General features: G+C 40.8%; 7 protein-coding genes. 2 read left to right on the top strand and 5 right to left on the bottom strand.

Annotated elements, in window-relative coordinates:
* Nucleotides 1-40 precede the first annotated feature (40 nt).
* The 5 genes from ABJD64_RS10795 to ABJD64_RS10815 all read right to left on the bottom strand — a co-directional run bounded on the left by ABJD64_RS10795 (nucleotide 41) and on the right by ABJD64_RS10815 (nucleotide 11,555).
* Entirely contained in the window at nucleotides 41-1,132 is a 1,092-nt protein-coding gene (locus ABJD64_RS10795; RefSeq protein WP_348178584.1) for a DUF5009 domain-containing protein, read from the bottom strand.
* 56 nt (nucleotides 1,133-1,188) lie between these two features.
* On the bottom strand, nucleotides 1,189-3,153 hold the full coding sequence (gene nagB, locus ABJD64_RS10800; protein WP_348178586.1) for a glucosamine-6-phosphate deaminase: 1,965 nt from the start codon (nucleotides 3,151-3,153) through the stop codon (nucleotides 1,189-1,191).
* Between the two features lie 310 nt (nucleotides 3,154-3,463).
* Nucleotides 3,464-6,766: a VCBS repeat-containing protein gene (locus ABJD64_RS10805; RefSeq protein WP_348178588.1), complete on the bottom strand. Its 3,303-nt coding sequence runs from the start codon at nucleotides 6,764-6,766 to the stop codon at nucleotides 3,464-3,466.
* Between the two features lie 78 nt (nucleotides 6,767-6,844).
* Nucleotides 6,845-8,422: a SusD/RagB family nutrient-binding outer membrane lipoprotein gene (locus ABJD64_RS10810; protein WP_348178590.1), complete on the bottom strand. Its 1,578-nt coding sequence runs from the start codon at nucleotides 8,420-8,422 to the stop codon at nucleotides 6,845-6,847.
* Between the two features lie 19 nt (nucleotides 8,423-8,441).
* Nucleotides 8,442-11,555 carry a SusC/RagA family TonB-linked outer membrane protein gene (locus ABJD64_RS10815; RefSeq protein ID WP_348178592.1) on the bottom strand — a complete coding sequence of 1,038 codons (3,114 nt, stop codon included), beginning with the start codon at nucleotides 11,553-11,555 and terminating at the stop codon, nucleotides 8,442-8,444.
* Nucleotides 11,556-11,858: 303 nt separating this feature from the next.
* On the opposite strand from ABJD64_RS10815, the gene ABJD64_RS10820 reads away from it, so the two are divergent.
* The gene (locus ABJD64_RS10820; protein ID WP_348178594.1) at nucleotides 11,859-12,920 is read left to right on the top strand and encodes a histidine kinase; all 1,062 of its coding nucleotides are present in this window, start codon (nucleotides 11,859-11,861) and stop codon (nucleotides 12,918-12,920) included.
* On the top strand, nucleotides 12,910-13,620 hold the full coding sequence (locus tag ABJD64_RS10825; protein WP_348178596.1) for a LytTR family DNA-binding domain-containing protein: 711 nt from the start codon (nucleotides 12,910-12,912) through the stop codon (nucleotides 13,618-13,620). The genes ABJD64_RS10820 and ABJD64_RS10825 overlap by 11 nt, the downstream gene beginning before the upstream one ends.
* The last annotated feature ends 32 nt before the right edge of the window (nucleotides 13,621-13,652 follow it).

Raw genomic sequence — 13,652 nt, forward strand, 5'->3', positions numbered from 1 at the left:
ACAATAAAGCTTAAAATTATTATGACATTTTCAATTTTACCTACACCTTAATAAAAATATTCCTTCTATAGAGTACCCACACGGGTACATAACATACCGCTACAAAAGCTAATGCATACACTAATGAAGCAAAGTGATGATCTCCGAATAGGTTAAACAAACTGTTGAAAAGAATCCCTTGAATCGATTCATCGCCGATCTTTATCACTCCAAACGTAGTTGCCAGGACTCCTGATAGTGCATAGGCGGTAATGGCATTAGACCCAAAAACCTGGAAGGGAAAGGTAAAGTCGGTTCTATATTTTTTAATGTCGAGCACCCAATAGAGTACGGCAAAAAAGTGCATGGCTATGCCTGCAGTATATAACACAAAGGAACTTGTCCATAAACTCTTATTGATAGGAAATGTCATATCCCATGCCAGCCCAAGAGCAATTATTACATTGGCTAATACAAACAGACGGACAATCCCACTTAGTTTGTCATCAGTTCCAAACAACAGCTTCCCTGTAAACATGCCCAGAAGTCCTGTGACAATGGATGGCAATGTGCTTAATAGGCCTTCAGGATCCCAGGTTTTGCTATATTTCCACATATGTCCTGATAAAAACAAGCGATCAAACCATGCTGCGAAATTCGTCTCAGGCTCTAAATTGGCTACGCCAAAGTCCGGTACAGGCATAAAGGTCATTAGTAACCAGTAGAGCACGAGTAAACCGGCACTGGTTATTATTTGAGTTTGGGTGCTGATATAATGATGCATGAGGCCAATCACCAAAAACACCAATCCAATTCTCTGAAGCACCCCCGGTATTCTCAGGGTAGACAATTCAAAATACGGGAAGGCATTGAGGAATAATCCAATGAGAAACAAGTACAAACTTCTTTTGATAATCTTGTAAGTGATTTTCTTTCGATCTTCCCCTTCTTTTGGCGATCCCAGAGATACAGCTACGCCTACCATAAACAAGAAAAAAGGAAAGACCAGGTCAGTGGGTGTACATCCATGCCACTTGGCATGCAACAAAGGTGAATAGACGTAGGACCATGAGCCCGGGTCATTCACCAGTATCATAGCAGCAATGGTGATGCCTCGAAATACATCGAGACTGAGTAGTCTGTCTTTTTTCAAATTGTCTAATTAAATTTCAGTTGGCAAGATAGTAATGAGCTGTTTGATTAAGTTAATTATAGAAAGTGATATCGTCTGAAGCCTTCTACTGCTTCATACTCAGCTAGTCCAAGGGCATCATACATTTCGGCAGTCTCACGATTTCGATCTTCAGACCTTTGCCAAAACTCACGGCTGTCGTCGCCTTGAAATACAACTCCATCTTTTTGTGACTGATGTCTGAAAATAGCCATTCTTTTTTTCATTAGCTCTTCCGGGCTAATAGGAACTGCCATTTCGATTTCATCTATCGGATACTCGTGCCATGCGCCTCTGTAAAGCCATACCCAGCAATCTTTCATGTATTTCTGCTTTTTCAGATCATCCAGGGCACCGAATATGGCCTTAAGACATACCTCATGTGTTCCATGCGGGTCAGCTAAATCTCCGGCTGCATAAATCTGATGAGGTTTTACTTCTTCGATCAAATCTTTTATGATTTTGACATCGGCAGCGCCTAGTGGGTTCTTCTCAACCTTTCCGGTTTCGTAGAAAGGCAAATCAAGATAATGCACTTGCTTATCTGGTATTCCATAATATCTACAAGCACTAATGGCCTCTCCTCTTCTGATCAAGCCTTTTACTTTTCTTACGTCGATAGAAGCAACCTCTTTTTTAGATTTACTACTGACATCTTTAAATACTTTATCAAATATCTTTTTATCGGCTTTGTCGCCGGCCGCATATTCGTACAATTCTTTAGCAAATTCTGCAAAACGCTGAGCCTCATGGTCTGCGACGGCAATATTGCCGGAAGTCTGATAAGCTACATGGACCTCATGCCCCTGATCTACTAACCGGAGGAAGGTACCTCCCATGGATATCACATCATCATCAGGATGAGGACTGAATATGATGATTCTTTTCTTACCCGGATTTGCACGCTCGGGACGATTGCTATCGTCTGCGTTTGGTTTGCCGCCGGGCCATCCTGTAATGGTATGTTGAAAGTGATTGAACATCTTGATGTTCACTTCATAGGCCCCATTCTCACCCAATAATTCTGACATACCATTGTCGTTATAGTCGCGATCAGTGAGTTTGAGTATGGGCTTATTTAGTTTTTGGCTTAACCAAACGACCGCCTTTCTTTTTAGTTCTTTGGTCCATTCGCAGTCTCCGACAATCCAAGGTGTCTCAAATCTGGTCAGACTCAAAGAGGCATTTTCGTCTAAAACGAAAGTGACATCCTCATGGTCCTGCAAGAAACTTGCCGGCACGTCTGTAGACATTTCTCCTTCAACAGTCTTTCTGACTATTTCGGCTTTTTTCATACCGTAGGCCATGATTACTATCCGCTTGGCTTTAAGTATGGTACCTACTCCCATGGTGACTGCCTTTCGCGGTACATCTACCATGCTATTGAAAGCAAAGGCATTATCCTGGCGTGTCAGGTAGTCAAGCGTTATCATTCGTGTGGTTGAATTGATCTTGGAACCTGGTTCGTTGAAGCCAATGTGTCCGGTACGGCCTATACCCAGTAGCTGAAAATCCAGGCCGCCGTAACTTTCTATTTTTTCTTCATACTGAGTACAGTATTCTGCGATGTGCTCAAAGGCGATCTTTCCACTTGGCACGTTGATGTTTTCGGGCAAAATATCTACATGATCAAATAAATGATGATGCATGAAGTGAATGTAGCTTTGCGTATCAGTCTTATCTAGCCCGTAGTACTCATCCAGGTTGAAGGAAACTACATTATGAAAACTCAGGCCTTCTTTTTTATGCATCCGTACCAATTCGGCATATACCTGAATGGGTGAAGAACCTGTAGCCAGCCCCAAAATGCACTTTTCATTTCTTTCGGTCTTATATCTAATCAATGCAGCTATTTCTTGTGCAATGATTTTAGATGCTTCTTCAGCATCATCAAATATCTCAGTATGTATTTTTTCAAATTTGGTAGATTCCATCGCACTCCACTCCTTCCGGCTGGTCCTCTTCGATGCTACTGCGGTATCTTTTACCATTGTTATGCTCATATTCAATCTTCTTTAAAAAGTGGGTTTGACACTTTTATCTGGTTTATTCTGAAATAAAACTAGAAAATGCCGGATGGTGGATGAAATATATTAGCTAAAGTGGCCTTTTTTGAAGCTAAATGGGTTGGAAGTTCACAATTGACTTAAAAAAGAAAAGATCACGAAAAACGTGACCCTTTCTAACCCAAAACTCTAATTTAATTTCGTGATCAAGGCTTCTGCCCGATAGATTACTAATTTAAATTCGATGCTTTGAGGGGGAAAACAATTTAGCTGTTCGGCAGAATCTATTCGCTGAACGGTATTATAACTATTGTTGATTAACTCTGCGCAGTTGTATTCTGGATGAGTTAATACCAGCCAGCACGTGTCTTTTGCCCTCAATGCTTAGTTCATCCAGTTTTCTACTCTCTCCGGCCAAATAAAACCCGGAGATCGTGGCATCTACAGGTTTAAAATTTCCGAGACCATCACCCAACAAAAGAAGACCATAACCTGCATCATTTCTTGGTGTCTCTATTTCTGACTGATATAGATTTCCTCCAATAAGGAGATCCTCGTGGCCGTCCTCATTAAAATCATCGACTAGAAAATCATTTATGCTGGAGAGCTGCGCCAGATTTGGGAATGGCTTGAAGTCAAATCCAGACGCGGTATTTAAGAGTACACCGCTTGAAAAGTTTCGCGACTTGTATTCGAGCAAATCAGACCGACCGTCAATCTTATATATATCCGGTAATGAAGAACTTCCGAAGCTGTGGTAGTTGGTGAACTGGGATTTAAGATCAGGTACTTGTTGACTCGAACATTGCCTGCCCCTTACGGGAAACAGTTCTCCAAAATTGTAATAGCCAAGTACTATGTCTTCAATGCCATTACCATCAAAGTCGGCATAATACACTTCAAATGGTTCATTGGCTGTGGCCTTGTATTTATAGTTATTGCCAAGATTTCCGAGTAGATAATCCTGATCACCATCATTATCAATGTCTACTGCCTGTATCGCGTTGTACCAACCTACCAGGCTATCCAGTTCGTCAAGAGGTTCTATCTTAAAATGCCCTTCACTATTTGATAAAATGGTTGGTTTCATCCATTCTCCTACGATCAAAAGATCTGTATCACCATCTGAGTCATAATCAGACCAGGCCATATCAGTAACCAGCCCAAGTTTTTCAAGCTCGGGGGCAATTTCTGTAGAGATATCTTCAAAACCGGTGGCCGTATTTAGTAATAGGTAACTACTGGCAGGGCTTGGATATGCTCCGGGAACATGTCTGGTTCCAACGAACAGGTCTACCCGACCATCTGAGTTGAAATCGGAAGCTCTGACTATAGACCCACTTTCAAATAAGGCTGGTAATAAATGAGATGCATCCATGAAAACCCCTTCTTCGTTGAGATAGAAATGATCCGCATAGTTTGGATCGCTTTTCAAGTATTCGTTGCCTCCGGTTACGACGTACAAATCCTGATCGCCATCCTTGTCATAATCAAAAAACAAGGCATCTACATCTTCGCTGGCTTTGTGGGCATCAAATGACTGAGAAATGTTGAATCTTCCCCCCTCCTGTTGTATCCAAATACCGGACGCCGTGCCGGCTGATTGTCCCAAATAGATATCTTCCAAACCATCAGCATTGACATCTGCTACCGCCAGGGCTGGCCCAAATTGAGATAATTTGTGAGGTAATAGTATCTGCTTTTGATAGTCGTCGAAATCATTTTCTGAATGCATGAGTTCTTCTTGAACATGGGTTTTGGAAAATAACTTTTCTGAGTACGGATTCAGAAGTATCATTGGCCCTGCCTTGCTCTGGTCAATAGTTAGGGTTTGATTTGCCTTTACATTTTTTATTAATTGAACTTTCCCTCCAGGCCATTCAGCTTTGATAGAATCTATCATCACATGAGATCCTAACCCAACAATAAGGCCAGAGGATACACTAGATTGAAAGCCGCGCACCCGATAATGTTCAAAATATTGGCTTCTACCTGCTACCCAGACGTACAGCTTGGCACCAATTCCTTCAGGATTATTTTTCGATCCCTTGAATTTAACATTGAGGTAGTTCTTGTTTGAGTGATTACGAAGAATTGAAGCCTTCGAATCTATGTTGTTAATGACCAAATCCAAATCTCCATCATTGTCCAAATCTCCATAAGCTGCTCCGTTAGAAAAAGTAGGCTTGTTGTCTGGCCACCAGGTATCGGTCACCTTTTCGTATGTTAGGTCACCATTGTTTTTATAAAGATAGTTTTTGAGCGGTTTTTGAGGAATCTTGCTTAAGACCTCTTGCATTTGATTGGGTCGATTAAGATAGGACGGATCACTGTTGAGTAGATTTTTTAAGTAAATATTGAAGTCGTTGTTTCTGAAGTCTCTCTTTATTCCGTTGGAAATAAAAATATCCTTCCATCCATCATTGTCGAGATCTACGAGCAAAGGTGCCCAACTCCATCCAGTATTGGTGATTCCCGCAATCCTGCCTGCATCAGTAAAGTGAGGAATTTGATTTTCATCCATATAGGAAGTGTTCCTTTGCAAAGCATTGTACATATACTGATGGTGAAATCCCTGTGATACTCGTTTATTAAAAAGCTGTGGGTTCATCGATGGCATGCTCGTTTTTATGCCGTAGTTATCTTCAGATACCATATCCAATACGACAAAGTCCAATAAACCATCGTTGTCATAATCAGCAATATCATTTCCCATTGAAAAATTGGGAATATGTCGGGTAGCAGCCTGAATAGATTCTTTGAATGTTTTGTTCTGCTGATTGAGATACAAATAGTCCATTTCTTCGTAGTCATTAGAGACGTAAATATCTGGCCATCCATCATGATTGACATCACCAACGCCCACGCCTAATCCATAGGAAATCGAATTAGAATAGATGCCGACTTCCCTGGTTTTATCAATAAACTTGCCTTGAACATTTTCGTAAAATTTATCTCCAATAGCCGTAAAACTCTCACGACCAGTAGTGAGCTCGTCCTCTGGTACTCTTGAGGGATTATGATTCAATAAAAACATATCCAGGTCCCCGTCCTGATCGTAATCCAGGTAGGCCGCTTGAGTAGAAAAGGAGGTGTCTGCCAAGCCATATTCTTTGGCCGATTCTTTGAAGCTTGGGTATCCCGATGAATTATTTCCCTGATTAATAAATAGCTCATTGGCGCGCAGCCTTTCATCCTGAAAAGGGCCTGAATAGCAAACATGGATGTCCAGTTTCTCGTCGGCATTTATGTCCACAAGACTCACCCCTGTTGACCACCCTTCTTTTCCCGCAACACCTGATTTTTCAGTGACATTGATAAATTGAAAATCCCCGGTATTGAGGTATAAGGCATTTTTATCAAGGTTAGCTGTAAAGAAAATATCTGATAATCCGTCCCCATTTAAATCTCCTATGGCAACGCCACCACCATTATAATAATACTCATACACAAAAGAGTTCATTGTGGCAGATTCAGGAATGTCATTTCTAAAATCAACCTTGGTCATAATAGCGCTTAGGTCTTCGAACAATGGAAGTTCAACCGACTGATCCCTGGAGCTACAACCAAATATTAAACAGCTTAAAAAAATCAGGCCTTGTCTTTTCATATTACTCAAATAAAACCAAAAAAGAAAAAAGACCATGTCTGATGACACGGCCTTTTCTAAGGTTGGTTCAATTAATTTTTAGTTCACATCCCACCAAAGCTTGGTAGTCATTACGTCAGCTCCACCATTCATTTGAATTCCTTGAGCTACGCCGTCAGCGTTCAAAAGCACGGCATTGGTGCCATACTGCAATCTTTTTGGCAACACGTTGGCAGCACCACCGGCAGTATTAGCGTAATTGCTAGTTCCTCCAAATGGTTTGGTGTCAAAACCAAGCTGCTCAGCCACGTTCATTCTTCTGGATACAGCCCATGCTTCATACCCGTAAGTATAAGCTGCCAACCATCTTTGCAAAGCGATTTGATCAAAAGCTGTCCCTGCAACCAAAGTAGCAGATGGATCTGTCAGATACGTAGCAATATCAGCTGCATCTACTCCCCAATATTCCATAGAACCTCTAATGGCATTAGTAAAGTGAGTTTGAGCAGTAGCCAAATCACCTGCATCATTTGCCACTTCAGCTTGTAAAAGCTCAGCTTCTGCATAAGTCATGATCAAAGAAGGCATCACAGATGTAGCTCTGATACTTTCATCTACAGAAGTGTCAATATTTCCATCGGTGTATATCGCATGATTTGGTCTTGAAAAAGTAGTGAAATCAGCTGCACCAATGTAAGTGGCGTTTCCTCCAACTACTGAACCTAAATAATCAGCTGCATTGCCTACAGTTCCCCCTTGCGCGGGCTGTGCATAAGCAAATAACCTAGGGTCATTATTAGCTTTTAAAGCATCTACCAAAGTGTTACTCAACACCCATCTGGCCGCTGGAGGTCCCCAGGTATACCAAATATCGCTATAACCGTTGAAAAGGTTTTGTGCGTTGCTAAGATCTCTATCAACGGCAAAAGTGTCGTCGTTTGAACTCAAAAACTCTCCTTCAGCCATTGCCGCAGTGATTACTGATGCAGAATTACTACCTGGAGCGTCTTTAGCTCGAAGTGCCATTCTTAGTCTCAGTGTATTGGCCGCTTTGATCCACTTCGATATATCTCCAGCATAAACCAAATCATCTGACGAATAACCATGTGTTCCACTTACTGTTTTCAAATCAGCGATCGCTGTTCCCAGGTCAGCCATGATGTCGTTGTAAACATCTTGCTGAGACTCAAATATCGGAGTTGGTTCAGCTGTACCAGCCTCAGAATAAGGAATGGCACCGAACTGATCTGTCATCCTCTGATAGAAAAATCCTTTCATCACTCTGGTAATTGCATTAACGGCTACATCTTCAGCAGCTCCTCCAGTGGCGGTTCCTTCGATTAAAGCTACAAGATTACCTGAAACCTTTGAATATGGATCATCCCAGGCTGCATCAGTCCATCCGGAATCGTAGGTGAATCCGGCTGCATTGCCAAACCAGGTACCTCCAAAACTAAATGACCACTGATCAGCAAATCTGGATCCGAAAATCAGGTTTCCTCTCCAGGTATTAAACCTAGTCTCAGCAAAAGCATGACGCTGAACATATCTAAACACCGGTGCTAAGTTCTCACTCGCCGTTGATGGTTGATTTGGATTTGTATTGAGATCTTCAAATTCGTTTGTGCATGAAGCAACTATTACAAATACCAATAAAATTGATAATATCTTTTTCATCGTTGTTATTCTTTAAGTTTTAGAAACTAACATTTAAGTTGAACCCGTAGCTTCTTGTGGCCGGCAAAGCATAAGCTTCAATTCCCTGCCCATTTCCGCTATTATATCCAGATACCTCAGGATCGAAATCCTTGATCGTTCTGGATAAAAAGAATAAGTTTCTTCCGGTAAGTCCCACTGAAACTCTGGTGAATGGAGTATTAGCTAGCAAGCTGTTTGGTAAATTATATGAAAAGGTCAATTCCTTGAATTTCACAAAACTACCATCCTTCACATAGTCTTCAATGATGTTTCTGCCGTAGAGCTGAGAGTAATATCTCTGAGCGGTGGCAACTGTTGTGTTCGCATCATATGAGGTAGGATTGCCATCTGCATCAGTAGTAGCTACTTGTACACTGTTAGGCACTAATACGCCGTCTACTCTTCCTTCAAGTGATCTCTGACTGTTGCCTTGTTGATCAAGTACTGCACTTGAGATTGACATGATCTTTCCTCCTTTTCTGAAGTTGATCAAGAAACTCAAAGAGAAGTTTTTGTATTTCAATGTATTAGTAACACCGCCAAGCATGTCAGGGTTGAATGATCCAAACTCCATTCTGTCAGTTGAAGCCAAAGGCAATCCTTCCGCATCAACCACAATTTGGCCTGCATCATTTCTCTGATAACCAAATCCACGGATCGAACCATATTCTCCACCAGCAAGCGCTGAAACGAAGAATACTCCGCCACCGCCACCTTGTGTAAGGTCTAAAGTCTCGATACCATTAGCAGGATCAAGTTCTATCACTTTTGTTTCGTTTTTGGCCATATTGAAATTAATATCCCAATTGAAATCTGTAGACCTGATTACAGATGCATTCAAGGCTAATTCGATTCCTTTGTTTTCAACTTCACCTGCATTGATCCATTTACTACTGTAACCAGATTCTCGAGCCGTTGGAATTGGCATAATTTGATCAGTAGTAGTTGATTTGTACCAAGCGAAATCTACGCCTAACCTTCCATCAAAGAATCTTGCATCAATACCAGCTTCTACAGAATTCGTTCTTTCCGGTACCAAATTTGGATTGGCTTTGGAAGCAGTAAGGCTAGCAGTATTGGAACCTAAGTATGGATCTGAGTCGATGGCAAATACATCACTCAATACATATGGCTGTGTATCGTTACCTGTTTGAGCAAAAGAAGCTCTCACTTTCAAGAAAGACAAGGCACCTGCATCCAGTCCGTCTACCAAGTCTGAAATCACAACACTTGTTGAAACAGACGGATAAAAGTATGAGTTGTCTCCGGAAGGAAGTGTCGAAGACCAATCATTTCTAGCTGTCCAATCTAAATAGATTGCATTCATAAAGGCAAATTGGCCACTAGCATAAACAGATTGAATTTCTTTCTTGTAAACACCAGCTCCTGCATTTACGGTCTTCGTATTGGCATTCAAGATGTTGTAAACGCTTTGAAAGGTAAAGCCACTTCCACCGTATCCGGTTGTCGTGTTTTCATTCTTTCTTAAGTTTCCTCCCAGGTTAATCCCTACAGAAAAGTTTGAAGTAATGTCCTTGTTGGCAGAAACCAAGAAATCAAGATTAGTTTCGTTTGAAGTGTATATCACATCATTCAACGTTCCGCCTAAAAATGGATGGTTTGTTTTGGTAAATCCGAAAACTTTCTGAGCGGTATAATCTGTTCCTCCTCTTAGCATCACTTTTAACCAATCTGTAACATTATAGTTTAATGAAGCCACACCAAAAACCCTGTTTCGCGTATCCTTGTTGTAGTTCTCATTTACAACATAATAAGGGTTATCGCCATAGGTGCTAAGTGGTCTTCTCACTGTATTGTCTGCATCCAGATAGTTTTTAAGCTCTGAAAGGTCTGTATTTCGTGGTTGATAGATGAGGTTTTGCATCACGTTATCACCCCAACCAGACATGCTTGGTCTATTTCTAACCTCTTGAGTCACATAAGTGATTTTTGTATCAGCAGAAAGTTTTTCTGATAACTTGGCTGTACCTCTAAAGGTAAGGGAGTTTCTATCCAACCCACTGTTAGGGACAATCCCATTGTTCGATACATTCGTATATCCGATTCGGTAAGTAGCCTTGTCGCTACCACCATCCAATGTAATTGAGTTCGTCCAGGTCTTTCCAGTATCGAAGAAATCTTTGATGTTGTCAGGATTTGCCGAATAAGCTCCATTATCCCCAGTCCATAGCAGTTGATTAGACCCATCCATCGCAGGCCCCCACGAACCATTATTAGTTAAGGTTCCATCAGTAGGAATTGCTCCGTTTAACCCTTGTCCATACGTGTTTTGCAATTCTGGCAGGTAAGCAGCCTCTTCAATAACAAAATTAGAAGTATAGCTTACTCCAATACCGCTTCCAGATTGGCCTTTCTTAGTGGTAATAAGAATAACCCCGTTGGTGGCTCTTGAACCATACAGAGCTGCCGCAGTTGCCCCTTTTAGAACAGATACTGATTCTATGTCTTCCGGGTTGATATCCGCGATACCGTTACCCAAATCCATATTGTTACCCCATTCATCCACTTGGGTTCCATTGGAAGTATTGTCAAAAGGAATACCATCAACTACGTAAAGCGCATTATTGTCTCCGGTTAATGAAGAATTACCTCGAAGCACCACTCGAGCAGATCCTGCTACTCCACCGGCATTTTGAGATACTTGTAATCCGGCAACTTTACCAGACAAAGAGTTGATGAAATTGTTTTCTTTAGCTTCACTAACTTCTTTTCCACCTAATTCGGTGACAGCGTAACCAAGAGACTTCTTCTCTCTTTCAATACCTAGGGCAGTTACTACTACTTCTTCCAACTGCTCAGCATCTATCTCCAATACAATATCAGCTACAGTTCTAGTTCCTACAGTAAATTCCTGAGTACTATATCCTATATATGAAAATACCAGTACGTTATCGTCTGATACATCCAGCTTATAGTTACCATCGATATCGGTGATTGTACCTGTGCTGGTACCTTTCACCGACACGTTCACACCCGGCAAAGCAGCGCCATCGTCTGCTCCTGTGACCTTGCCGTTCAAAGTCCGGGTTTGGGCCTGCGCAAATAGCACCATACCCATGACAAAACTTAACAAAAGTATTCTCTTCTTCATAGACTTAATTTTAGATTTAGTCATTATTAATAGATTTTAGCAGCCATAATTTTGATTAATATTTCGCCCTTATTAAAAATAAATAGCTGAATGGCATGATTTCACCTTCGAATGAAGCCGTTGAGCAACTTCTACCTGTTAAGTGTATGTTTCTGTCGTTAAGCTGTGGTTAGCTACCGCCGAGCGAATTGTTGAGTAGGATGAAATTTATTTCACTATAATTTCTGACTTTTTTCATTTTACAACTGAGATAAAATATTGCTAACTTCCGATCAACTATTTTTTAAACCCGAAGCTGCGCCGATGCAAGGAGCCATTGACTTTGCCAAACGACCTGTTGTACACCATTCAATTTTTTGGATTGTGTACTTTACTTTTAACTGGGTGAGATGGGGAGCATATTTTGATGATTATTCCTATTCTTTTCAATCTAATTTGGTAGAGTTTCCTCTGCACATCATCATAGTATACTTCAACATATACTATTTGATGCCCAGACTCATTCCGAAAAGAGTTGGGTGGTATATTGTCTTGTTGTTTGCAGCTACCTTGGTTATTATACTGATTCGAATAATCTTGACCTATTTGTTTGTAACCACAGAGATCTACAAGGAATCGAGCATAGAACAAACCTCCCTATTCAACTTTAACTATGTCACTTCCGCTTTCATAGGGGAGATTTATGTAGTTGCCATTGGCACAGCCATCAAAATGACAGTAGATTGGATCTCCTTCAAAAACAAGACCACGGAATTGCAGAAAGTAAATCTGGAAACTGAACTGGCTTTTCTAAAATCACAGATTCAACCCCACTTCTTTTTTAATACCCTTAATAACCTCTATTCACTGACGTTGGACAAATCGAATAAGGCTCCTTATACGGTACTGAAACTTTCAGAGCTTATGAGCTATGTAATTTATGATGCGAAGCAGAAGAGAGTACCATTGGTCAATGAGATCAAACACATTCAAAACTACCTGGATCTGGAAATGCTGAGGTACGGTGAACGACTCAATGTGGATCTTGAAATCTCCGGAGACATAGAAGGGAAAGTCATCCCGCCGGTCCTACTTTTGCCTTTTATTGAAAATAGCTTCAAACATGGTACTCGCTTGATTGGACAAGATATTCCGATTCTAATATCACTCAGCGTGACAGACGACAGGCTAACGTTCATCACTGAAAACAACAAATCCCCTGGACCAATTGCCGACAATGGCCTTCAGACATATAATCACGGGGTAGGTTTAAAAAATACAAAAAGAAGGCTTAAATTGATTTTTAATAATGATTATTCGCTGGATTTGATCGAGGGCGAGGATAAATACAGAACTGTTTTAAATATACCGCTGAATGAAAATTAATTGTTTGATAATAGACGACGAACCCCTGGCCATTAATGTGATCAAAAATTTTCTGGTCAATTTTAAGAACTTCGAAGTGGTTGGTACATGCAAGGATGCCGTAGAGGGATTCAACTTTTTATCAAATCAGGAAGTAGATGTAATTTTCCTAGACATCAATATGCCTACAATTTCGGGACTGGATTTTCTTAGAAGTCTTCAAAACCCTCCTGCTGTGGTAATCACTACTGCCTATCGTGAATATGCCGTCGAAAGTTTTGAGCTGGACGTGATAGACTATTTAGTAAAGCCGTTTTCTCTTCAGCGATTTATGAAGACCATTAATCGCATCGAACAACGCAGTGCCGAAAAAGAATCGAATGACGCTTCTCATGAGGAAAATGAAAAAGCTCATGTATTTTTCAAGATCGACAAAAAAATGATCAAGGTCTACCTTGATGACATCTTGTACATAGAAAGTCTTAAAGACTATGTAAGGATCAAAACTTACGATGAAAGTCTCATCAATCATAATAATCTCGTCGGTATAGCAGAAATACTTCCCGCAGAGGAGTTCGTAAGAATTCACCGTTCTTACATCATCGCGATAAACAAAGTAAAAGCTATAGATGGCAACCAGGTGGAAATTGCCGATAAGCTTCTGCCTATTGGCAGAAATTATCAGAAGGACATTAAGAGCCTTTTACTTGGCACAGATTAGCCTAAAAGCTTAACATCTAATCTAAGTTGAAA

The organism is Reichenbachiella sp. (assembly GCF_039944555.1).
Classification (GTDB): domain Bacteria; phylum Bacteroidota; class Bacteroidia; order Cytophagales; family Cyclobacteriaceae; genus Reichenbachiella.

Bases quoted from the DNA above. Each gene is read 5' to 3' on its own strand.
- nagB (WP_348178586.1), bottom strand. From the start codon at position 3,153: ATGAGCATAACAATGGTAAAAGATACCGCAGTAGCATCGAAGAGGACC.
- ABJD64_RS10810 (WP_348178590.1), bottom strand. From the start codon at position 8,422: ATGAAAAAGATATTATCAATTTTATTGGTATTTGTAATAGTTGCTTCA.
- ABJD64_RS10805 (WP_348178588.1), bottom strand. From the start codon at position 6,766: ATGAAAAGACAAGGCCTGATTTTTTTAAGCTGTTTAATATTTGGTTGT.
- ABJD64_RS10825 (WP_348178596.1), top strand. From the start codon at position 12,910: ATGAAAATTAATTGTTTGATAATAGACGACGAACCCCTGGCCATTAAT.
- ABJD64_RS10820 (WP_348178594.1), top strand. From the start codon at position 11,859: ATGCAAGGAGCCATTGACTTTGCCAAACGACCTGTTGTACACCATTCA.
- ABJD64_RS10815 (WP_348178592.1), bottom strand. From the start codon at position 11,555: ATGAAGAAGAGAATACTTTTGTTAAGTTTTGTCATGGGTATGGTGCTA.